This is a genomic window from Flavobacterium sp. LS1R10 (assembly GCF_003968825.1).
GTDB lineage: Bacteria > Bacteroidota > Bacteroidia > Flavobacteriales > Flavobacteriaceae > Flavobacterium.
Window position 1 is genome coordinate 854198 of record NZ_RYDH01000001.1, and the last position, 23994, is coordinate 878191.

Annotated in this window: 16 protein-coding genes and 1 tRNA gene; 8 read left to right on the top strand and 9 right to left on the bottom strand. The window is 35.7% G+C overall.

Translation table 11 applies throughout. The features are described from left to right. Nucleotides 1–135: 135 nt before the first annotated feature. Nucleotides 136–825, bottom strand: a complete 690-nt coding sequence (locus EKL96_RS03785; protein ID WP_126458382.1) for a hypothetical protein — start codon at nucleotides 823–825, stop codon at nucleotides 136–138. Nucleotide 826: 1 nt separating this feature from the next. Beyond that, on the bottom strand, nucleotides 827–2593 hold the full coding sequence (locus EKL96_RS03790) for a DUF885 domain-containing protein (RefSeq protein WP_126458385.1): 1767 nt from the start codon (nucleotides 2591–2593) through the stop codon (nucleotides 827–829). A 179-nt stretch (nucleotides 2594–2772) separates the two neighbouring features. Between EKL96_RS03790 and EKL96_RS03795 the strand changes: the two genes are divergently transcribed. Next, nucleotides 2773–4920 (top strand): M3 family metallopeptidase, encoded by a 2148-nt coding sequence (locus EKL96_RS03795; protein WP_126458387.1) that lies wholly within the window; start codon nucleotides 2773–2775, stop codon nucleotides 4918–4920. Nucleotides 4921–4998: 78 nt separating this feature from the next. Here the strand turns inward: EKL96_RS03795 and EKL96_RS03800 are convergent, their stop codons facing one another. The 3 genes from EKL96_RS03800 to polA form a co-directional block, all read right to left on the bottom strand. Then, entirely contained in the window at nucleotides 4999–5379 is a 381-nt protein-coding gene (locus tag EKL96_RS03800; protein WP_231507426.1) for a nuclear transport factor 2 family protein, read from the bottom strand. A gap of 65 nt (nucleotides 5380–5444) precedes the next feature. Next, on the bottom strand, nucleotides 5445–6353 hold the full coding sequence (locus EKL96_RS03805; protein ID WP_126458390.1) for a pseudouridine synthase: 909 nt from the start codon (nucleotides 6351–6353) through the stop codon (nucleotides 5445–5447). A gap of 304 nt (nucleotides 6354–6657) precedes the next feature. After that, nucleotides 6658–9498 carry a DNA polymerase I gene (gene polA, locus EKL96_RS03810; protein WP_126458392.1) on the bottom strand — a complete coding sequence of 947 codons (2841 nt, stop codon included), beginning with the start codon at nucleotides 9496–9498 and terminating at the stop codon, nucleotides 6658–6660. A gap of 329 nt (nucleotides 9499–9827) precedes the next feature. On the opposite strand from polA, the gene EKL96_RS03815 reads away from it, so the two are divergent. After that, nucleotides 9828–11072: a metallophosphoesterase gene (locus tag EKL96_RS03815; RefSeq protein WP_126458395.1), complete on the top strand. Its 1245-nt coding sequence runs from the start codon at nucleotides 9828–9830 to the stop codon at nucleotides 11070–11072. A gap of 64 nt (nucleotides 11073–11136) precedes the next feature. Further along, nucleotides 11137–11433, top strand: coding sequence for a thioredoxin family protein (locus EKL96_RS03820; protein WP_126458398.1), 297 nt, complete (start codon nucleotides 11137–11139; stop codon nucleotides 11431–11433). A gap of 5 nt (nucleotides 11434–11438) precedes the next feature. On the opposite strand, the gene EKL96_RS03825 is transcribed toward EKL96_RS03820, so the two are convergent. Continuing rightward, nucleotides 11439–12074, bottom strand: a complete 636-nt coding sequence (locus EKL96_RS03825; protein ID WP_126459077.1) for a polysaccharide deacetylase family protein — start codon at nucleotides 12072–12074, stop codon at nucleotides 11439–11441. Nucleotides 12075–12146: 72 nt separating this feature from the next. Next, nucleotides 12147–15428: a DUF2723 domain-containing protein gene (locus EKL96_RS03830; RefSeq protein ID WP_126458400.1), complete on the bottom strand. Its 3282-nt coding sequence runs from the start codon at nucleotides 15426–15428 to the stop codon at nucleotides 12147–12149. A gap of 237 nt (nucleotides 15429–15665) precedes the next feature. Between EKL96_RS03830 and EKL96_RS03835 the strand changes: the two genes are divergently transcribed. Then, nucleotides 15666–15736 (top strand) — tRNA-Gln (locus EKL96_RS03835). A 119-nt stretch (nucleotides 15737–15855) separates the two neighbouring features. Here the strand turns inward: EKL96_RS03835 and EKL96_RS03840 are convergent. Continuing rightward, the gene (locus EKL96_RS03840) at nucleotides 15856–16680 is read right to left on the bottom strand and encodes a universal stress protein (RefSeq protein ID WP_126459081.1); all 825 of its coding nucleotides are present in this window, start codon (nucleotides 16678–16680) and stop codon (nucleotides 15856–15858) included. Nucleotides 16681–16855: 175 nt separating this feature from the next. Here EKL96_RS03840 and rimP point away from each other — a divergent pair, with 175 nt between their 5' ends. From rimP to infB, 3 genes are all read left to right on the top strand, one after another. Beyond that, a complete protein-coding gene (gene rimP / locus EKL96_RS03845) occupies nucleotides 16856–17320 on the top strand; it encodes a ribosome assembly cofactor RimP (RefSeq protein WP_126459084.1) in 465 nt (154 codons plus the stop codon). A gap of 13 nt (nucleotides 17321–17333) precedes the next feature. After that, nucleotides 17334–18587 carry a transcription termination factor NusA gene (gene nusA / locus EKL96_RS03850; protein ID WP_126453830.1) on the top strand — a complete coding sequence of 418 codons (1254 nt, stop codon included), beginning with the start codon at nucleotides 17334–17336 and terminating at the stop codon, nucleotides 18585–18587. A 112-nt stretch (nucleotides 18588–18699) separates the two neighbouring features. Further along, entirely contained in the window at nucleotides 18700–21597 is a 2898-nt protein-coding gene (gene infB, locus EKL96_RS03855) for a translation initiation factor IF-2 (protein ID WP_126458402.1), read from the top strand. Between the two features lie 440 nt (nucleotides 21598–22037). On the opposite strand, the gene EKL96_RS03860 is transcribed toward infB, so the two are convergent. Further along, complete coding sequence (locus EKL96_RS03860) at nucleotides 22038–22427, bottom strand: SPOR domain-containing protein (protein WP_126458404.1); 390 nt, start codon at nucleotides 22425–22427, stop codon at nucleotides 22038–22040. A 215-nt stretch (nucleotides 22428–22642) separates the two neighbouring features. Here EKL96_RS03860 and EKL96_RS03865 point away from each other — a divergent pair, with 215 nt between their 5' ends. Next, nucleotides 22643–23977: a c-type cytochrome gene (locus tag EKL96_RS03865; protein WP_126458406.1), complete on the top strand. Its 1335-nt coding sequence runs from the start codon at nucleotides 22643–22645 to the stop codon at nucleotides 23975–23977. The last annotated feature ends 17 nt before the right edge of the window (nucleotides 23978–23994 follow it).

The window sequence follows — 23994 nt, forward strand, 5'->3', positions numbered from 1 at the left end:
ATTCTTCAATCAGTTGAATTCCTCGAGGCTTTACCCCGGGGTTAGAGAGGAAAGTTAGCAAGTCCACTATCGTTGCGCTCACATATCCGAGTCATCAGGTATATCTCCGGATTTCTATGTTTTTTAGTGAAGTTTCTATAAAGCAGAAAGAAATTTTGCAATTTCAATAATACTCTTTTCCTCTTTCAAAGAAAAGGTATTCTTTTTTAAGTAAACTGCAATTTTCTCTTTTTTCATTGGGAACAAGTCTTGAAGCTCTTTCTTGTTCTTTGGCATTGGTCTTGCTATTTTATTTTCTAAACTTAGATAATACTCTGCATTTGTTTTAACAAATTTTGCGGGTTTAGCTTGCTGATAGCTTGTTCTGGCCTCTGTTGCTTTTTGGAGTATAATTTTATCTCTTCGGTACAAGGCGAGATAGCTTGTACCATGTAATTCAGATAGGTACCCATAAACGTCGCCTTCTTTATTTGTGTAATTTAAAAGTTTTAATTTATTTTGGTTAGAAACCATAGTGATGGTATTATATGGAGCTTTTTTTGTGAGCGAAAAGAATTGGTCACCCTCACTTTGAATCTCTAGAGTGTCTGTGACGGCATTGTATCGCACCATTAATTTTTTTGGAACATCAGAAACTTCCGCTAATTGAAAGTCTTTATTGAGGTACTGCGTGCCTTCTGTTTTTGCTAAAACAGGATTGTTTAAATCAGTGCTTCGATATAATACACCAGTTGAGTATGGGTCAATTTTATCAAGATATCCTTGAGAATAGCTATTTAAAACAATGCAGAACAGGAATAAGACGTTAACGGTTATTTTTTTCATTTTAGTTAGATTTAGGTATCCAAGCATTAATTTTATTTTCTAATATCGCTAAAGGCATTACACCGGATTCCAATACTTTTTCATGGAATTTTTTAATATCGAATTTAGCACCCATTTTTGTTTCGGCTTTTTTACGCAATTCTAGAATCTTCAACTGACCAATTTTATAGGATAAAGCCTGTCCGGGGATGGCCATATACCGCTCTATTTCTGGAATAATACTAGCTTCACTTTCGGCCTCATTTGCTAATGAATATTGGATGGCTTGCGCTCTAGTCCAGCCTTTGGAGTGCAGTCCAGTGTCAACTACTAATCGCACTGCGCGGTGCATTTCATTGCCCAGCATCCCAAAATATTGATACGGATCTTGATACAATCCCAGTTCTTTTCCTAGGCTTTCCGTGTATAAAGCCCAACCCTCGCCATAAGCGCCAAACCAATTGAATTTTCTGAAGTCAGGAAGATTTTCGTTTTCCTGCTGCAAGGATATTTGGAAATGGTGTCCAGGAACGGCTTCATGCAAAAACAAATCTTCATCGCCGTACATATTATAATTCGCTACATCAGGTATCGGAACATAGAAAATGCCTGGGCGAGAACCATCAGCAGTTCCTTGATTGTACTCGGCGCTAGCCGTTTTTTCTCTAAAGGCTTCTGTTCTTCTGATTTCAAACTTCGTCTTGGGTTGGAGTGCGAATAATTTATCTACATTCGGTTTGATACGGGTATAAATGCTTTGAAAATTGGCTATAACCTCTTCTGGTTTTGTAAATGGTTTTAATTCTTTTTTGTTTCTAACCACCTCAAAGAATTCTAATAAAGTGCCCTTGAAACCTACTTGCGTTTTTACCTTTTCCATTTCGGAGTTCAATCGTGCGACTTCTTTTAATCCCAGTTCGTGAATTTGTTCGGGAGTCATATCAGTAGTGGTCCATTGTTTTACATACGTGGCATATAACTCTTTTCCAAAAGGCAAACTTCCTATTCCGCTGGTAGCTCTGGAAGCAGGAAGATATTCTTTATTCAGGAAATCGGCCATTTTCTTGTATTGCGGAATCAATTTGTTGTTGATGGTTGCGGTATATTTTGCGGTTAACTCGTTTTTGATTCTGTCAGGAAAAGTAGTAGGCAGGAGTATTATAGAAGAATAAAACAAATTGTCTTCGATTTTAGGTGTAGCCATTTCTGCAAATTGTGGAATCAGTTTTACCGTTAATGATTTTGGTAAAACAACCCCTTTTGCCATTCCTTTTTTCATATACACCATTGCTGAATCGATCCAGGCAGCATATTTGTCCATTCTTTTTAGGAAATTGGTATAATCTTGTTCTGTCTTAAATGGTTGTGCACCGGTTCCTCCCGCAAATTGTCCCATGGTTAGATGTGTTCCCCAAAATTGATGTACCGGCAGCAAATTTGTCGGTTGTTTTAATAAATCTTTCCCGATTTCAACTTCCCATTTGATGATTTCGTAACTGTTTTTTTCCTCTTCGGATAAGTCTTCAATAGCAAATCCTTTTAAGGCAGTTTGGTATTTGTCAAAGAAAGCTTCTTGTGATTTTCTAAAACTGTCCGTCATTTCAAACTGCAGTTGGTCGTTGTATTGGTTTTGACCACTTTGGGTCGCATCCAGAGGATTCATAGCATTTTTGTCGTCAAAATAATTTTCTGTCAGACTGCTAAAGTCTTGTTTTTTTTCTTCCGATTTACAATTAAGTAGCAATAATGAAGTGGTTACGGAAAGTAAAAGAGTGGTTATTTTTTTCATAATTATATTTGGTAATAGATTGAGCTAATTTATTGTTTTTTTTTCAAATTCAAATGTAAGAATAGTTTTTCGTTTGTAAAAACATCTTTATTTGTCATAAAATTTAGTTAACGCGCCATCGTACAGTTTGTTTTTAGTAGATTTCTGCTAAATTTACTTTTTTAATTAATCACACCTAAATGAGAAAAAAATCCTTTTTTATTTTGTTAGTTATCGGAAATATGCTAACAATTGAAGCACAAGAAAAACAAGAAAACACTAGTATGAATCCATTTTTTCAGGCTTACGACACGCCGTTTAATGTGCCGCCTTTCGATAAAATTAAAAACGAACATTTTAAGCCCGCGATTTTAGAGGGAATTAGTACCCATCAAGCGGAGGTTAATGCTGTTGCAAATAATACGCAACCCGCTACTTTTGAGAATACTATTCTTGCCATGGAAAATGCAGGGGAATTATTATCGAATGTGAATACGGTTTTTTCTAATCTGAATTCGGCGAATACCAATAAAGAGATTCAGAATATTGCCAAAGAAATGGCACCAAATCTTTCCGCGCACAGAGATAATATTTACCTGAACGAGAAATTATTCGCAAAAGTAAAAACGCTTTGGGACAAAAAAGAAACTTTGGGACTGAATTTAGAACAGGCTAAAATTTTGGATAATGCGTACAAAGATTTCGTTCGTAGTGGAGCCAATTTATCAAATGCTGACAAGGAAATATTGCGTAAAATAAACGGAGATCTTTCGCTGACCAGTTTAAAGTATGGACAGAATATTTTGGCGGAGACTAATTCATACGAGTTGGTTGTTGATGCCAAAAAAGATTTGTCCGGATTGCCACAAGGATTAATTGATGCTGCAGCTGTTGATGCCAAAGCAAAAGGCAAAGAAGGAAAATGGGTTTTTACCCTTTCTAATTCCAGTGTGATGCCATTTCTGCAATACAGTTCTAATCGAGAATTGCGCAAGCAAATTTGGAATGCCTACCAGACTAGAGGTAATCAAGATAATGAATTTGACAATAAAAAGAATGCAATAGCATTAGCAAATCTTCGTGGGCAAAAAGCACGATTATTAGGGTATAAATCACATTCCAATTATGTCTTGGAAGAATCAATGGCTAAAACTCCCGAAAATGTGAATAAGCTATTGAATGATTTGTGGAAACCAGCTTTGGAAATTGCTAAAACGGAAGCTGCCGATATTCAGAAAATGATGGCTAAAGAAGGAATTAAAGGTGCCGTACAGCCGTATGACTGGAGGTATTACACGGAGAAAATTAGAAAAGAACGTTTTGATTTAGACGAAGAAGAATTAAAGCCGTATTTCAGTTTAGAAAATGTTAGAAAAGGCGTTTTTCAAGTAACCGAAAAGCTATACGGGCTTCAGTTTAAAGTATTGACGGATGTTCCAAAATACCATGAAGATGTTACAGTTTGGGAAGTGACTGAGAAAGACGGAACCCATTTGGGTGTTTTATACATGGACTTTCATCCGCGTGAATCCAAACGAGGCGGTGCATGGATGACCTCATACAGAACTCAAAAAACGGTTGACGGAAAACGCGTGGCTCCAGTAGTTTCTATTGTTTGTAATTTTACTAAACCATCAGCGAATGCCCCAGCACTTTTGACATTTGATGAGGTTACGACTTTCTTTCACGAGTTTGGACATTCTTTACACGGAATGCTGTCTAATGTGACCTATAAAAGTTTAGCAGGAACAAGTGTTCCAAGAGATTTTGTAGAACTTCCTTCTCAAATTATGGAGAATTGGGCAGCTGAACCAGAGGTCTTAAAAATGTATGCAAAGCATTATAAAACTGGGGAAGTGATTCCAGAAACATTGGTGAATAAATTAAAAAAAGCAGGGACTTTTGACCAAGGTTTTACTACAACAGAATATCTAGCAGCTTCTTTATTGGATTTAGAATACCATTCTCAAACCAAAAACATTACCGTTGATGCAAACGCTTTCGAAAAAGCAGCAATGACAAAAATTGGTTTGATTGCATCTATTATTCCAAGATACCGAAGTACGTATTTCAGTCATATATTCTCTGGAGGATATTCTTCTGGATATTACAGTTATATATGGTCAGGAGTTTTAGATACGGATGCTTTTGAAGCGTTCAAAACAACTACTTTGTTCAATCCTGAAAAAGCCAAATTATTCCGTGAGAATGTTTTGGAAAAAGGAGGGACAGAAGATCCGATGGTTTTGTACAAACGTTTCCGCGGTGCGGAGCCAAGTATTGAACCGCTGTTGAGAAAACGTGGTTTGGACAAAAAAGAAGAAGTATTTAAAAAGATAAAAGGATAAAATAATTTTGTTCTAAAGCAAAAACCCTACAATACAAATAATGTGTTGTAGGGTTTTTTATTGTCCTTCAAAAAAGGCTTATCCGTGATACACTCTGGAAGCAATTATTTTACCTTCTCTGATATCTAATACTTCTGCTACCAGTAAATCTTCTTCACCGGCTACCGTTCGTATGTATTCCATAAAAACGCGGTCACCATTTGCGGTAAGCGATTTTACATTGTAATTCAAACTCGGCAAACGTTCAAAAGTATCTTTCCACCATTCTCGCAAGGCTTCTTTGCCGGTGACAAAACCGTTGCTTTCGGGTTTGAATATTTTTAGTTTTGGACTAAAATGCACAGCATCGTCATCATACAAAGACAATAGTTTTTCTAATTCTTTATTGTTGAAAGTTTCAAACCATTTAAAAGCTATAGATTGTAATTTTTCTGGCATCATACTAATTTTAATTTGCATTTTTAATTAAAAAAATCCCGTTTTGCTACGCAAAAGGGATTTAATTTTATAATTTCAAAGAAATATTAAACGTTCTTCAAATTGATGATTTCTTGTTCCGTAAGCAATCTCCAGTTTCCTCTTGGTAAATTCTTTTTAGTCAAACCAGCAAAAGCAACTCTGTCAATACGCAACACATCATAACTGAAATGTTCAAAAATATTACGAACCACTTTCACGTTAGCGGATCTCAACTGTAATCCAATTTCACTTTTCGCTTCTCCGTCAATGTAGCTTACATCTTCCACAAAAACACGGTGTCCATCAAGAGTCAGTCCTTTGTTTATTTTTTCTAAATCCTCAAATTTCAAGTTTTTATCTAATGAAACTTGGTAGATTTTAGATGATTTTTGACTTGGTAACGTAAATTTACGAATCATATCCGTATCATTCGTAAACAATAGTAAACCAGTTGTATTCTTGTCCATTCTCCCAATAGCGCCAATTTTTGCTGTTGTAGAGCCTTTTACCAGTTCCAGTACATTACGATATTCCTGACCTTCGTCCATCGCAGTAGTAAAGTTTTTTGGTTTGTTCAATAAGATGTATACTTTTTTCTCCGGTGTCAAAGTGGCGCCGTCAAAATTTACTACGTCTCCCGGTTTTACCATATATCCCATTTCGATAACGGGAATTCCATTTACTTTTACAGTTCCGGATTGAATGTAAATATCCGCATCACGACGCGAGCATGCCCCAGAATTGGCGATGTATTTATTCAAACGGATTTCGTCTTTTACCTTTGGTCTTTTAGGAGCTTGATTTGGTTTTTTTTCTACTTTATCCGTATCGACAGCTACAACTTTAGTATTTATTTTAACTTTTTTTGGCCCTTGTGCCCGTTTTTGCATCGCAGGTTTTGGCTTGTTAGAACTTGGTCTTGAACTATTTGTTCTAGCACCACTTCCTTTATTGTTGCCTTGCTTATTATTCATAATATTCCTTAATTTGCGCAAAGATAGTATTTATATAATTGAGAATCAATAGATGGCAATTATAAAAAAGGTAACTGGCTTGTTAATAAGCGAATTAAAAAAAATTAAATTCGCTTTTTAGAGCTGGCTCTCGATTTCTACTGTTCCCCCTTTTCTTTTTAAAACAAAAAAAATCTAGTCATCTTGCTATTTTCATAAGTTGTTTTTGTTCGTTTTATCAGGAATGAAATAGTGAAATACTGCCGCAATAAAGCGCTAATTGTACTATTTAGATGCAATCTTTCTGGGATATTTCAAGCAGTTATTAATGCGCTTCCAGCCAATCTTTCCCCATTCCTAAATCTACATCCAAAGGTACATCAAGTTTAAACGCATGTTCCATTTCATGTTTAATCATCGGTTTGATTTTTTCGAGTTCGTCATTATGCACATCAAACACAAGCTCATCATGAACCTGTAGCAACATTTTACTTTTCCAATTTTCAGAGGTTAGTTTTCCGTGAATATTAATCATTGCAATTTTGATGATATCAGCAGCACTGCCTTGAATTGGTGCGTTTACCGCATTTCGTTCTGCTCCACCACGAACAATGGCGTTTTGTGAATTGATATCTTTCAAATAACGACGACGGCCCAGGATGGTTTGCACATAGCCGTTCTCTCTTGCAAAATCTATTTGTTCCTGAATATAAGACTTTAATCTTGGATAGGTTTGGTAATACGCTTCAATCAAATCAGCACTCTCTTTACGAGATAAGTTAGTTTGATTGCTCAATCCAAAAGCCGAAACACCATATATAATTCCGAAATTGACCGTTTTGGCATGACTTCGTTGCTCGCGAGTCACTTCTTCCAGCGGAACATTAAAGACTTTTGAAGCAGTAGATTTGTGAATGTCTTCGTGATTCTGAAAGGCTTTGATCATGTTTTCTTCACCGCTTAATGCAGCAATTACCCGCAATTCTATTTGGGAATAATCTGCAGAAACCAATGTGTAATTTTCATCTCGTGCCACAAATGCTTTCCGGATTTGTCGGCCACGTTCGGTTCGAATCGGGATGTTTTGTAAGTTGGGATTATTCGAACTCAATCGTCCTGTTGCCGCAACGGTTTGCATATAATCGGTGTGTATGCGGTTCGTGATTTTGTCAACTTGGTTGGGTAAAGCATCAACATACGTGTTTTGCAGCTTTATCAATTGTCGCCAATCCAGAATGTCTTTTACAATTGGGTTTTCAGCGGCTAAATAACTTAAGATTTCCTCTCCAGTTGCGTATTGACCGGTTTTGGTTTTCTTTTGTTTGGCTCCTCCAATTTTCAATTTGTCAAATAATACATCGCCCAGTTGTTTTGGGGAAGCGAGATTGAATTTTTCACCGGCAGTTTCATAAATATTTGCTTCCAGTATCTTTATATCATCATCCAAGGTTTTCGACAGGGATTTCAAGAAATCGACATCTACGCGGATTCCTTCTTTTTCCATAGCGGCCAAAACAGGTACCAATGGAATTTCGATTTCCTCAAAAAGTTTTTTGGTGCCGGTTTTGTCTAATTCTAAAGTGAATATTTCCTTGAGTTGCAAAGTTACATCAGCGTCTTCAACCGCATATTCTTTGATTTCTTCCAGTTCAACGTCGCGCATTGATTTCTGGTTTTTCCCTTTTTTTCCAATTAAAGTTTCAATAGATTGCGGGGAATATTTTAAATATGTTTCTGCCAAAATATCCATATTATGACGCATATCCGGATTGATTAGATAATGTGCAATCATGGTATCGAATAGTTTTCCTTTTACGGTAACCTTGTAATTAGAGAGTATCTTTAAATCGTATTTTAAATTCTGACCAATTTTCTCGATGTTTTCATTTTCGAAAAAAGGAATAAATTTCTCGATTAAAACTTGTGCTTCCTCTTGATTTTCCGGAAAAGGAACATAGAATCCTTTTCCTTTTTCGAAAGAAAACGAAATCCCCACTAATTTGGCATGCAAAGCATCTAGACCAGTTGTTTCGGTGTCAAAACATACTGAAGCTTGTTTTTGTAAATTTTGCAACAGCAACTTCAGCCCTAAATCCCCTTGGATTATCTGATACGAATGTTCTGTATTTGCTAGTGAACTATAATATTGATGGCGTGTTTCTTCTGATGAATCTTCCTGAATGGCACTTCCAAAAAGATCAAACTGTTCTTCAGTTTTAGGTTGTGGTTTTTTATATAATTTAGTTTCATCAACCGGGTTATTGGCTGTCGCAGTCGCTCCTTTTTTGAATATAGCGTCAAACTGCTCTGCCATTCGGCGGAATTCTAACTCGTTGAACAGTGCGTCTGTTTTTTCGACATCAGGAGTGGATAATTCATAGTCCGTTTCATCAAAAATAACGGGACAATCCAGTAAAATTGTGGCTAAGGTTTTAGATAATAATCCTTTTTCCTTGTTCGCCTCAATGTTCTCTTTCATTTTTCCTTTCAGCTTATCCGTATTAGCTAAAAGATTTTCCATGGTTCCAAATTCTTTTAGAAACTTCTTTGCAGTGACTTCGCCTACCCCGGGAAGTCCTGGAATATTATCCGCTGCATCACCCATCATTCCAAGGAAATCGATTACCTGATCCGGACGTTCAATTTCAAATTTTGCCAAAACCTCAGGAATTCCCCAGATCTCTATTCCATTCCCCATTCGGGCAGGTTTGTACATAAATATGTTTTCAGAAACAAGTTGTGCAAAATCCTTATCCGGGGTGACCATAAAAACTTTATAATTTTGTTTTTCGGCTTGTTTGGCAATGGTCCCAATTAGGTCATCAGCCTCATAGCCTTTGACTTCTATTATAGGAATATGCATGGCTTTCAGTAAATCTTGGATATAAGGAATAGCAATTTTTATGGCTTCCGGAGTAGCATCACGATGGGCTTTGTATTCCGGGAAGATGTCATTTCTCAACTGGCTGCCACCATTGTCAAAAGCAACGGCTAAATGATCTGGTTTTTCTCTTTTTATAACATCCATCAATGAATTCATAAAACCCATAATGGCGGATGTATCCATTCCTTTAGAATTGATCCGTGGATTTTTTATAAAAGCATAATAGCCTCTGAAGATTAAGGCATAGGCATCAAGAAGAAACAGGCGTTTTTGTTGTGACATGAATTGTAATTTTTGTAAAGTTTTCAAAAGTACAAAACTTGTCAGATAAAGGCATGAAATATTTCTTCAAATCAATTTCACTATGTTTTTTAAAATAAAATAGGAGAAACAGGGGCTTAGGTGCAGCGATTTTATATTTGTTAAACTTGTTTATTAAATAAAGCACGAATAATTTGTACGATAACGGTTTTGCTTTTTATTTAAAATTAAGTTTTTCTATTTCAGCTAAGCTGTTTCAAGTTGATTTAATGTAATTTTAGTTAAATTTAGATTAATAAAAACGCATACTATTTTCTTAATTTGTTATTTTGTGTAAAATTTGATTAAAAATGATTTTCCGTGTCGTATTCTTGTGTTCAATTCTACTTATTATTGAGCTGTATACTTTTCAGATCTTAAAAACTTTGATAAAATCAAAACTAATATTGTTTTCAATTCAGGGTATAAGCCTATTAGTTTTAATATATATCGTGTATTCTTTAATGCAATTTGACCGTAGCGTAGGACAAACCCAGCAATTCATGTTTAGTATGGGATTGTTGCTTATTGTTTATGTTCCAAAATTAATTTTAGCCTTAATTTTAATAGGGGAAGACATTTTTAGAGTAGGTGCTGGAGCCTTAAATTTTTTCGTGGATTATGACAAGAGTACTGATTTCCTTAATTCCAGAAGAAAGTTTATCAGTCAAATAGGATTAGGGTTAGCGGCGGTTCCGTTTTTATCCTTGATATATGGAGTCACGATTGGGAAATACAATTACAAAGTGATCAGGCAGCGTATTTTTTTTCCGGATTTACCGGATGCTTTTGATGGTTTTAAAATTACTCAAATATCCGATGTTCATAGTGGAAGCTTTGATGACCCGGAAAAAATTAATTATGCGATTGACTTGGTAAATGAGCAAAATTCAGATATGATTCTGTTTACTGGAGATATTGTCAATACGCACGCCAAAGAGATGCATCCTTGGATAGAAACATTCAACCGAATTAAGAAACATGAATATGGCAAATATTCCGTTTTGGGGAATCATGATTACGGAGAATATGTAACCTGGCCAAGTGAAGCCGCAAAAGCAGATAATTTTAAGGCAATAAAAAATTTATACGGAGAAATTGGGTTTGATTTATTGCTGAATGAGCATACGTTTATCGAGAAAGGAGATGCCAAAATAGCATTAGTAGGTGTCGAAAACTGGGGACATAATTTCAAGCAGGCCGGAGATTTGAATAAGGCTTCGGGGCAGTTAAAGAAAGAAGATTTCAAGATTTTGATGAGCCATGACCCTTCCCATTGGGAGCACGTGGTGCAGCACGATGATAAACACTACCACCTTACGCTTTCCGGGCACACACACGGAATGCAATTTGGAATCGAAATTCCCGGTTATTTCAAATGGAGTTTGGCGCAATACGTATACAAACAATGGGCCGGCTTATATGAAAACCTGGGAAGATACGTTTATGTCAATAGGGGATTTGGTTTTCATGCCTTTCCCGGAAGAGTAGGAATCATGCCGGAAATAACGGTCATCGAACTAAAAAAAGGCACTAATGTAGCAGAATTCGTTTAAAATGCTACATTTGTAAAAATAATATCTCTGTTTAGTGAATTTTAAAAATTAAATTTTTGGTTTTATGTCAAAATTTGGAGAACTTATAAATACTAAAATTCCGGTATTAATTGACTTTTATACGGAGTGGAATGAATCCTCCGTTTTAATGCATCCTGTGATCAGAGATGTAGCGGCGGCTCTTGGCGATAAAGCGAAAGTCATTAAGATTGACGTGGATAAAAATCAAGAATTAGCGGATGCTTTGCGGATCAAAGGGTTGCCTACGTTGATGATCTATAAACAAGGTCAGATGATCTGGAGACAGTCCGGAGAACTTGACGCCAATACGATAATTAGTCTCGTTCAGGAACAATTGTAATATTTTTATAAAGGGTTGCACTTAAAATTATTTTCTTTTAAATAAGCTAGTGTTTTTGGCAACACGTATTGTAGGTTCTTGAACGCTTTTATACTGTCGTGAAAAACAATAATACTCCCCGGTCTTACATTTGACAACACATTATTCAGGCATTTTTCTTTAGATATTGTGGCATCAAAATCAGCACTCAGGACATCCCACATAATTATTTTGTACCCTAGTTTTTGTAGTTTTTTTGATTGCGATTTTTTTATTTTTCCATACGGAGGGCGAAAAAGTTTAGCGTCTGGATGGGTGTGGTTTTCAATCGCTTCTTGAGCTTGTTTCGTGTTTTTGATGTACGTCTCAGTAGTTGTTTGCCAGCCATTTAAGTGGTTGAAAGTGTGGTTTCCTATGGTGTGGCCTTCCCGAATCACCTTTTTGAATATTTCAGAATTTTTTTCGATATTATTTCCAATACAGAAAAAAGTGGCTTTGATTCCGTATTTTTTTAATTCCACCAAAACCCATTCTGTAACTTCTGGAATGGGGCCGTCATCAAAGGTAAGGTATACAGTATTTCCTGTATTGGAGACATCCCAACTATAATTAGAGAATATTTTTTTTATAATCGAATGGGTCTTTGTCCAGTACAATTTCATTTTTTTCATTTTAAAATTAAAAAAAATAGCGACATTGAAAAATGTCGCTATTTTTTTAATGGCTCTCTAATATTACTCTTTGTCGCGTCCAAAACGTTCAAACATTTTGATGTACGTATTGAAGACAATTTTGTTCTTATTGTAAAATGCGAGATCGCCATTTTCTTTCATGACTTGCAAGAGGCTTCTGTAGCGCTCAATATCAGTTATGATTGGAATTGCAATACTGCTTTGTTCAGAAGATTTAAGATTGCCATAATAGTTGAGGTTTTCTTGGTACTTAAAGACTAATCGGTCCAATAATTGTTCGGCTTTTATTTTTTCGCCAGTTTTATAATAGCCCCCCGCAAAAGGTTCTACTAATGAATAATAGCCAAAGCTGTCCAAAGGCATTTTTGCCATAGCTAAATCAATGATTTTTTTGGCTTTTTCTTTCTGTCCTTCCAGGATTAACTGATTCATCAATCTTGACAGATTGTTTCGGTAGGTAATGCTATTTTTTCTGGTTTCTGGATCATGATAAATAGAAGGACTATCACTATTTCCCCAATCCCATTTCATGACCTTTGCATACATTCTGTCAGTGTCTATTTGTCCCATTTCAAGTGGACTTCCATCTTTGGACATTGGAGTTTTTATTGGAACTAGTTTGTACACCATACCTTCGAGTTGAAGATATTCTTTCATCCAGAGGTAGTCCTCGCTATCATAAGCACCACCGCTAAAATAAATTGGTCTTTTCCAGTTGTTATTAGCAACAATGTCAAGCATCATCAATCTGTTTTTGTACAACGCACTCCCTTTGATGTCTATATCAATATAAGGCACTATAGAGTCATTGTATTTAGGGGATACTACTTTGTTTTGTATGATCGTATTTTTGTCAACGGGAATCCGAATCTTATTGGTTGGGTAAAAATGGATGGTTTGTCCGTTTTGCATTCCTACCGTTGATTTCGGATTTTTAATAAAATCGATAAAATCTTTTATATCCCAGCGACTTTCAATTTTTGGAATATGGGCCACATAGTCTAATTTATCTCCAACATATTCCTCGTGTGTAAATGAAACCGGTACTGGGTCTGATTCGTATGTTTTGGTTTTCATTTGATCGATATACCAGTCCGTCATGAATAAACTGGTGTTTACAATTTTGACATCGGTTCTTATTTTTTCAATTTCCTGTGCGTACCAAAGCGGGAAAGTGTCATTGTCTCCAATGGTGAATAAGATGGCATTAGGGTCGCACGAGGTAAGATACGCTTTTGCCATAGACAAGGCGGTATATTTGCCGGAACGGTCGTGGTCATCCCAGTTTTGTGACGCCATAAGCACTGGTGCCGCTACCAAACTTAATGCGATAAGGAGAGGGCCAGCTATTTTTGGAGCGAGATGTTTTTTGACACTTTCATACAAGGCGTAAACACCAAAGCCTATCCAGATGGCAAATACATAAAAGGAGCCTACCAATGCATAATCCCTTTCTCGAGGTTCAAAAGGCCTTTCGTTCAAATAAATTTTCAGGGCTATTCCCGTAAAAAGGAACAAGGCAAGCAAAACATAAAAGCTTTTTAAATCCTTATTGGCATGATACATAAGTCCAATAAGGCCCAGAATAAAAGGCAAAAAGAAATATACATTCCGACCTTTATTGTTCAATACATCCGATGGTAAGTTGTCCTGACTTCCTAAATGCAATTCATCAATGAATTTTATACCACTGAGCCAGTTGCCATCCAGATAATCGTATCGTCCCTGAACATCATTTTGACGGCCAACAAAATTCCACATCAAGTACCTCCAATACATGTATCCAAATTGATACTCTACCATAAAACCTAGATTGTCCGCAGTTGTTGGTTTTTCAACAATCAAATAGTCGCCATAACTTTTTAGGAAGGTGACATATCCTTCGTTGTCAATTTGTTTTTGCGCGTAGGCTTGTCTGAATTCAGAAATTATTTTTTGAGTTTCATTTTTGAGTTGTGCAATCGCTTTATTGTAATCTTCTTCACTAAGCTGACTGGCATCAATACCGTATTTTGCTAAATCATCCTCGTAAGGATAATTAGGATTTAATTTGAATTGAGGCGGATTGGTAAAATTCATGTAATTTTCAATATGTCCATCGCTCCACATTCTTGGGAGAATGGTTTTATGATTGTCATCTGAATTTTGGGAAGCATTTTTATAATTATTGACAATAACATATTTCCCTGTTTTATAATCTCTTTCATAATTGGGTGCTTTGTCTAAATAAGGATTATTGGCATCTAATCCGGCAAAATTCTCTGTGTATTGTGGACCATAGAACAATGCATTTACACCATATTGTTCTCTATTGTAATAGGCTAAAACTTCGCGGGCATCAGACGGTTTGTTTTCATTGATTACAGTATTTGCATTTGCTCGAATGGGTAGCATCATCCATGTCGAGAAACCAATTAAAATAAAAAGGATGCAAAGAATTATGGTGTTGTAGAACACAAAGCCTTTTTGTTTGGTGTATTTCAATCCAAAGTAAAAGAAAGCAATCAAAGCTATTGTAACAAACACAGTGCCCGAGTCAAACGGCAGTCCTAAACTATTGACCATAAAAACTTCTGTTTTACCAAAGAATCCCATGGTCATAGGAAGTAGCAATTTGAAAATAAACAACAAAATAGCAATTACTACAACATTTGCAATAAGGAAACTTTTAACTGTTACTACCTTATAGTTTTTAAAAAAATAAAGAAAACCTATTGCGGGAATTGTTAGTAATGCCATAAAGTGAACCCCAAAGGAAAGTCCTACAACAAGAGAAATAATCAATAACCACTTATTTCCTCTTGGAGTATTCATGTCTTGCTCCCAGCGTAAACCCAGCCAAAACAATAGGGCAATAAACAAGGATGCCATGGCGTAAACCTCAGCCTCGACAGCATTGTACCAAAAGCTATCTGAAAAAGTGAAGGCTAAAGCACCAACAAATGAACTTCCTAGTATAACGATTTCATTGTTTCTGTTAGTCTCTGAAAATCGGGAAATCAATTTTTTTAGAAGTATAGACGAAGACCAAAAAAGGAATAAAATAGTAAAGGCACTCGAGAATACAGACATCATATTTACCATTAAGGCAATGTGTTGATCATCTGATGCAAACATGGCAAAAAAAGCGCCAATCATCTGGTATAAAGGAGCTCCCGGAGGGTGGCCAACTTGAAGTTTTGCTGCGGTGGAAATGTATTCGCCACAATCCCAAAAACTCATGGTAGGCTCAACAGTTAAAGTGTAAGTTAATAATGCGATTCCAAATGTTAACCAACCAATAATTGTGTTCCATTTATTGAAGTTGAATGTTCCTTTGTCCATGTACTAAAATTTAGTTTAAATGTAAGTTACAAAGAAAATGTTTTTTTATTTAACCCTAGTAGCATTAACACTATTTTCTGGAAAAGTAATGAAATTCAATAATCAATTGATTGTAAAGCTCTTTTGAGATATTTTGCAGCTAATTTTATTTTTTGTTATTTTTTTTTAATAAAAAGGCAAAAAAAATTTGTGCAAACTAAATTTTATTTTAAATTTGCACTCGCTTAGCAGCAATGCTGGTCTATGGTGTAATGGTAACACAACTGTTTTTGGTGCAGTCGTTCAAGGTTCGAGTCCTTGTAGACCAACAAAAAACCTCTCAATTTCTGAGAGGTTTTTTTATATACTAAATTCTGAGTAGAGTTTGTTGGGGTTTCCGGGATATGAGAATGAAGTTGGTCAGTTGTTATTGCAAAGCCAAAAGGAGTTAAATTCTAAAAGTGACAACAGGTCTGGTGGTATGATTTACTAAGTCTTCACTGATGCTTCCGTTAAAGAAATGTGCTAGCCCAGTTCTGCCATGAGTGCAAAGGCCAATTAAATCAGCATCTATTGTTTTTGAAAAATTGATTATTCCACTTTCAATGTTCGCATCATTGAAGAGGTGTGAGGAGTAATTTGGAAGGTCAAAATCAGCCATAAAAGCACCCATCACTTTTTCGGCAGCAAGAGTGGTCTTAAAACTATTGGGTGTGCAAATCATTACTAAAAAAAGATCGGCGTCAAAAATTTTAACAATCTCTATCATTTTCCTAAATGGTTTTTCTATTTCTTTCGAAAAATCGGAGGCGAATACAAAGTTTTTAAATTTTAATTCTTTTACATCGTGTTTTATTACTAAAACGGGGACATCGGAGAGTCGTACTACTTTTTCGGTATTGGAGCCAATGAGTATTTCTTCAATTCCAGAAGTTCCGTGAGATCCCATAACGATTAAGTCAATTTTATTTTTTTTATTAAACGAGAGGATGCCGTTAAAGGCTTTTTCAAATTGTACAGATGCAATTACTGAAATTCCATTTAAATAGGGTTGCTCTTTAATTTTTTGAAGTGTTTCATTTGCTTTTTTGATAAATAACATCACTTCAGGAATGCTACTACCATTTACTATTGCGTCGTTCATCTGGTTTGGAAGTTCTAATAAATGCAATAGAAATATTTCGCATTTATTTTTTTTTGCAATTATGGCAGCTGCTTTAAGTGCGTTTTCAGCATGTGTGGAAAAATCAGTGGGTACTAAAATGCGTTTCATCATTTGAAAGTATTAAATTATATGAAAACTGTTATTTTAATGCTATAATAAAGGTAAGAAATTATTTTACAGCAATCGATTATTTTAATTTATAAAAAAAAACACTATATTTGCACCGTTATTTATTAAAATCTAGATAATGAGGGGACTAAATGTCCCCTCTTTTTATAAGCATATGACATTTAAAGAGAAAGTAAACACGTTATTGGCAGAAGGCCTGTTAGAGAAGCCGTCAATTTTTTTGATAGACCTGATTATCACGGATGCTTTTAAGGTTATTGTGACCTTGGATGGAGATAATGGAGTAGCGCTTCAGGATTGTATTGATGTGAGCCGTTCACTAGACAATAACCTGGACCGTGAGGAGCAGGATTTTTCTTTAGAAGTGGCTTCGGTAGGAGTAGGATCTCCATTGAAATTGATCAGACAATACAAGAAAAATATAGGGCGTACATTGATTGTGAAGACTGGAGCAGAAATAATTGAAGCGGAATTAGTGGAAGCTAATGATGATTTTGTAATTTTGTCATGGGAAGCAAGAGAGCCAAAAAAGATTGGTAAAGGGAAGGAGACCGTTCAAAAAGAACTTAAACTACCTTATGGAGACATTAAAGAAGCAATTGTTACAGTAACATTTTAATTAAAGAATTCGCATGGAAAATTTAGCATTGATCGATTCATTCTCAGAGTTTAAAGATGATAAACTTATTGATCGTGTAACGCTTATGGCAATTTTAGAAGATGTATTTAGAAATGCATTGAAAAAAAAATACGGTTCAGATGATAATTTCGATATCATTATAAATCCTGATAAAGGAGATATGGAGATTTGGCAAAGAAGAGTAATTGTTGCGGATGAAGACTTGGATTTTGATCACCTTGAAATTACATTGACTGAAGCTAGAAAAATAGAGCCTGATTTTGAAATTGGAGAAGAGGTTTCTGAAGAAGTTAAATTAATTGATTTAGGAAGAAGAGCAATTTTAGCTTTGCGTCAGAATTTGATTTCTAAAATTCATGAACACGATAACACCAATCTTTACAAGCAGTTTAAAGATTTAATAGGAGATATTTACACCGCCGAAGTGCACCATGTGCGTCCAAGAGTTGTGATTTTAGTTGATGATGAAGGCAATGAAATTATTTTGCCAAAAGAAAAACAAATACCTTCTGATTTTTTCCGCAAGGGAGATAATGTCAGAGGGATAATTGAAAGCGTTGAGTTGAAGGGAAATAAACCTCAAATTATTATGTCTAGAACTTCGGAGAAGTTCTTGGAAAAATTGTTTGAGCAAGAAATTCCGGAAGTATTTGATGGTTTAATCATGGTAAAGAAAGTGGTTAGGATACCCGGCGAAAAAGCAAAAGTAGCTGTTGATTCTTATGACGACAGAATAGATCCTGTGGGGGCTTGTGTAGGTATGAAAGGGTCTCGTATTCATGGAATCGTGCGTGAATTAGGTAATGAGAATATAGATGTTATCAATTATACAAGCAACATTCAATTGTTTATCACAAGAGCATTAAGCCCTGCAAAAGTATCTTCGATCAAGATCAATGAAGAGACTAAAAGAGCGGAGGTTTTCTTGAAGCTTGAAGAGGTTTCAAAAGCAATTGGTCGTGGGGGACACAATATCAAATTAGCGGGCTTACTAACGGGCTATGAATTAGACGTTATTCGTGAAGGTGATGTTGCTGGTGCTACCGCTGATGATGATGATGTTGAATTAACAGAGTTTTCAGATGAAATTGAAGACTGGGTTATTGAAGAATTTGCAAAAATTGGATTGGATACTGCAAAAAGTATCTTAAAGCAAGATGTAGAAGATTTAGTACGAAGAACAGACCTGGAAGAGGAAACGATTCTGGATGTAATGAGAATATTGAAAGAAGAATTTGATAGTTAGTCATTAAATCTTCAACGATAAACATGCCATTTTACAATTAATTCTTGCTCGGTAGGTATCGAGTCGGGAGTAAAGTGAGGAATAACAAAAAAGGTAATAATAAAAAGGTTTTATGTCTGAAGAGAGAATTATTAGAATAAACAAAGTTTTAAGGGAATTGAATATTTCTTTGGAAAGAGCTGTGGATTATCTAAAAGATAAAGGGATAGCTATTGAAGCAAACCCAAACACAAAAATTTCTGATGATGTATACAATGTCTTGTGCGGTCAGTTTGCAGGTGACAAAGGGAATAAAGAAGCTTCGAAAGAAGTTGGGGAAGAAAAAAGAAAAGAAAAAGAGGCTTTGCGTTTAGAACGAGAGAAAGAAATCGAAGACAAACGTAAGATTGAGGAAGAGCGTCTGAAACAGCAAGAAGTTATAAAAGCGAGAGCAGTTATAGCGGGTCCTGTTCAGGTAGGTAAGATTGATCTTAATCCTAAAAAACCTTCCATCGTCACTCCTGTGAAAGCGGTTGAAAAAGTGGAGACTCCAGTTGCTAAAGTAGCTGAGGTGAAAGCAATTCAAAAAGAAGCTTCAACAGAAAAACTGTCGCCAGAAAAACCTTTAGAAGAAAAACCTGTTTCAGATAAAAAAGAGATAAAACCGGTTGTTGGAATTAAAGAGGTAAAAAAAGAGACTGTAAAAGCAGTCCCTGCTGAACCAAAAGAGGTAGTGAAAACGGAAATTGCTAAAACTGATGACGTGCCTGTTGATGAAACCATCACAACGCAATATCAAAAATTATCAGGAACTACTTTGACAGGGCAGATCATTGATTTGTCACAATTCAACAAACCAAAAAAGAAAAAAGAAGAACCTAAAATCACTCCTAATAAACCGGGTGCTCCAGGATCGGCTGCGGCTAATGCAAATAAAAACAAGCGTAAAAGGATTGCTCCTAAACCAGGAGTTCCTAGGCCGCCTGCAGTTCCAGGAGTTCCGGGAGCGCCAAATCCTAACAAGATTACGCCAAATGTTGGTGGTGGCGGATTTAATGCTAACAGAAGTGCAAGACCTGGTTTCGTAAGAGGAAACAGACCTGCTATTGTTGCTAAAGTAGAGCCTACGGAAGAAGAAGTAAAAAACCAAATTAGAGAGACTTTAGAAAAACTTCAAGGAAAAGGAGGTAAATCTAAAGCAGCTAAATATAGAAGAGATAAAAGAGATACGCACCGTCAAAAATCAGATGACGAGCAAAGAGCCATAGACGAAGGAAGCAAAACGATTAAGGTTACTGAGTTTGTTACCGTTGGTGAAATTGCCATCATGATGGATGTGCCAATTACAAAAGTTATTGGAACTTGTATGTCGCTTGGAATCATGGTTACCATGAATCAGCGTCTTGATGCGGAAACATTGACAATCGTTGCGGATGAGTTTGGTTATGAAGTTGAATTTATCACGGTAGATATTGAAGAAGCAATTCAGGTTGTTGCAGATAGAGAAGAAGATTTAGTATTCAGAGCGCCTATTGTTACGGTAATGGGTCACGTAGATCACGGTAAAACATCGTTACTGGATTACGTTCGTAAAGAAAACGTAATCGCAGGGGAGTCTGGAGGAATTACACAACATATTGGTGCCTACGGAGTAACTTTGGATAACGGACAAAAAATTGCATTCTTAGATACACCGGGTCACGAAGCTTTTACAGCGATGCGTGCGCGTGGTGCTCAAGTTACGGATATTGCAATTATTGTGATTGCTGCGGATGATGACATCATGCCACAAACGAAAGAAGCGATCAGTCATGCTCAAGCAGCAGGCGTTCCTATTATATTTGCCATTAATAAAATTGACAAGCCTAATGCCAATCCTGAAAAAGTAAAAGAAAGATTAGCGGGTATGAATTTACTAGTAGAAGATTGGGGTGGGAAAATTCAATCTCATGATATCTCTGCAAAAGTTGGTACAGGTGTCAAAGAATTATTAGAGAAGGTATTGTTAGAAGCGGAACTTTTAGATTTAAAATCAAATCCAAATAAAGCGGCTCAAGGTACAGTGGTTGAGGCATTTCTTGATAAAGGAAAAGGATATGTTTCTACCATATTAGTACAGCATGGAACGTTACGAGTTGGTGATTATATGTTAGCAGGGAAGCATCATGGTAAGATAAAAGCCATGCATGATGAAAGAGGGAATATAGTTACAGTTGCGGGACCTTCAACTCCGGTTTCTGTTCTGGGTCTTGATGGAGCAGCCACTGCAGGGGATAAGTTCAATATTTTTGAAGATGAAAAAGAAGCCAAACAAATTGCTTCAAAACGTTCTCAATTGATGCGTGAGCAGTCTGTACGTACACAACGACACATTACATTGGATGAAATTGGACGTAGAATAGCATTGGGTCAATTTAAAGAATTAAATATTATCCTTAAGGGAGATGTGGATGGTTCTGTTGAAGCATTGTCTGATTCGTTCTCTAAATTATCTACCGAAGAAATTCAAATTAATATTATTCATAAAGGGGTTGGTGCAATTACAGAAACTGACGTAATGTTGGCTTCGGCATCTGATGCAATCATCATCGGATTTAATGTTCGTCCTGCTGGAAACGCAAGACAATTAGCAGATAAAGAAGAAATTGATATCCGTTACTATTCTATTATTTATGCTGCAATTGATGACTTGAAAGATGCCATGGAAGGGATGTTAGCTCCGGAAATGAAAGAAGAAATTCTGGGTACAGCGGAGATTAGAGAGATATTCAAAATCTCTAAAGTAGGTTCTATTGCGGGTTGTATGGTAATGGACGGTAAAATTTCCAGAAGCGCTAAAATGAGAATCATTAGAGATGGTGTGGTGGTGCATACAGGTGAACTGATAGCATTGAAACGTTTCAAAGATGATGTTAAAGAGGTTGCTAAAGGCTATGATTGTGGAATTCAGATCAAGGGATATAATGACATTGAAGAAAGAGATGTTATTGAATCTTACCATGAGGTAGCAATTAAGAAGAAATTGAAATAGAATTATATTGTTTTAATTAAAATCCCGACTAGTCGGGATTTTTTTGTTTTAAACAAAGACAGGTTTAGTCTTGAAAAGCTTTTTTAATGGCTGAATAAAAGTTTTTTGTTTTAACACTGATTTTTATTTGTTAAGGAAAAGTGACAACTTTTTTTTATTTCAGTTAGTAAAACGCGATTTTTTATTTAATCGAGAGTGGGATAGGAGTTTGTGTTGAACTGAGCTTATTCGTTTATGTCATCCTGATTTAAAGTTTTTTGCTTATTTCAAATAATAGAGAGCTTGATTTTATATAATTTGAATATTTTTTAAGTTTATTAGAGGATAATTTTGCTATTTTTCAATTGTCTTTGGTTTTTTTTAATCCAATTATAAAAACAAAAAAACCACTTTTGAAGTGGTTTTTTTAAAATAGGAGATGCATGATTACTGATGCTGTTTTATTTGTTAGGCTTTATCAAATGTACATTGGAATAGCTTTTTTTGATCTCTATTAGATTTCGTTCTGCTTCAATTCGTGTTTTGAAATTCCCAACCCAAACTTTGTAGTTTGGAGTAAAAAAAATAATGGTGCCGTCAATATCTCGAAATTGTTGTCTAAATTGATTAAGAGTGTTTCTTGCTTTTTCACTTTCGCCACTAAATATTTGAATTTTATATTGGTCATTTATAGCATTAGAAATATTTGTTTTTCTCTTTTCATTTAGTAATTGTTCAAATTTAGGGTCTTGATTAACGGTTAAGTTTTTGTCTTGTGCAATTGCATGTATATAAGATATACAAAATGCAATAGTGATAAAAAAAGCTTTTTTGGAGGCTAAAATTCTCATAATGTGATTGTTTTTGTGTAAAAGTACTATTTAATAAATCATACTAAACTCAGAATATTATTTAGAATAGATATAAATTGAAATTAAGACTATTTTAAGGTTTTGAGAGTAGTTCTTAAGTCGTATTTTTGTGCAAGTTTAAAATAAAGGATCAGTTTTTATAAAAATAATTAGAAAAAACTGTGCCAATTTTTAGTAGATAATCATTATACTATATGAAAAAGGTGGGTAACCATAATTCGATCTCAAGGAAATTAATTCTTAGCATAGCTTTAATGCTGTCTGTTTCCTTTACTTCATTTGCTCAAGAAGCTACTCCAGCAGTAGCGGATGTTACTGCGGATGCTACAGCTACTTCACAAAGTGCTGATCCGGTTAAGGGTAAAGAGCTTTTTAATGCTAACTGTGCGGCATGTCACAAACTTGATGCGAAAGCAACAGGACCGGCTCTTAGAGGCGTGGGTGCTAAATATGATGCTTCATGGCTTCATAAGTGGGTTCGTAATAGTTCAGATCTTATCAAATCAGGAGATGCTCAAGCTGTAAAAGTTTATGAGGAAAATAACAAGGCCGTAATGTCTGCTTTTCCTCAATTATCGGATGCTGATATTGATGATATAATTGCTTACACTTCAGAGCCAAAAGCGGAGGCTCCTGCAGTAGCTTCAGGTACTGAGGCGGTTCCAGGAACAGCTGATGCAGGCAGTGGGGTTTCGAATAATATTATTTTAGGGGCTTTGTCCTTGGTGATGTTAGTTCTTGTGGTAATGTTGTTTCTTGTAAATAATGTGTTAACTAAAGTAGCAAAAGCAAATGGTATTGAAGTTGCTCCAAAAACTCCAACAACACCTATTTGGAAATCGTTTGTTAGAAATCAGTTTTTAGTATTGGTTACTTCTGTATTTTTGTTGTTGGCGAGTGCGTATTTTGTATATGGTTATCTGATGCAAATTGGTGTTGACCAGGATTATGCGCCAGTTCAGCCGATTCATTATTCTCATAGAATACATGCTGGAGATAATGAGATCAACTGTAAGTATTGTCACTCCTCGGCAAGAGTTAGTAAGAATGCTGGAATTCCTTCATTGAATGTTTGTATGAATTGTCATAAGAATATTGCTGAAGTTGCTGAAACAACAGCTACTCCTGAATACAGTAAGGCGTTTTATGATGAGCAAATTCAGAAATTATATACAGCAGTTGGTTGGGATCAAACAACTCAAACGTACACAGGTAAAACACAGCCTGTAAAATGGGTTCGTATTCATAACTTGCCGGATTTTGTTTATTTTAATCACTCGCAACACGTAACGGTGGCTGGTATTGAATGTCAAACTTGTCACGGTCCAGTACAAGAATATGAGATTCAAAAACAATTCGCTCCTTTAACAATGGGTTGGTGTATTGATTGTCACAGGAAAACTGAGGTAAAAATGGAAGGCAATGAATATTATACTAAGATTCACGAGGAGCTTTCTAAGAAATACGGTGTAGATAAGTTGACTGCGGCTCAAATGGGAGGTTTAGAATGTGGTAAATGCCATTATTAATCAAATTATTAAGATTT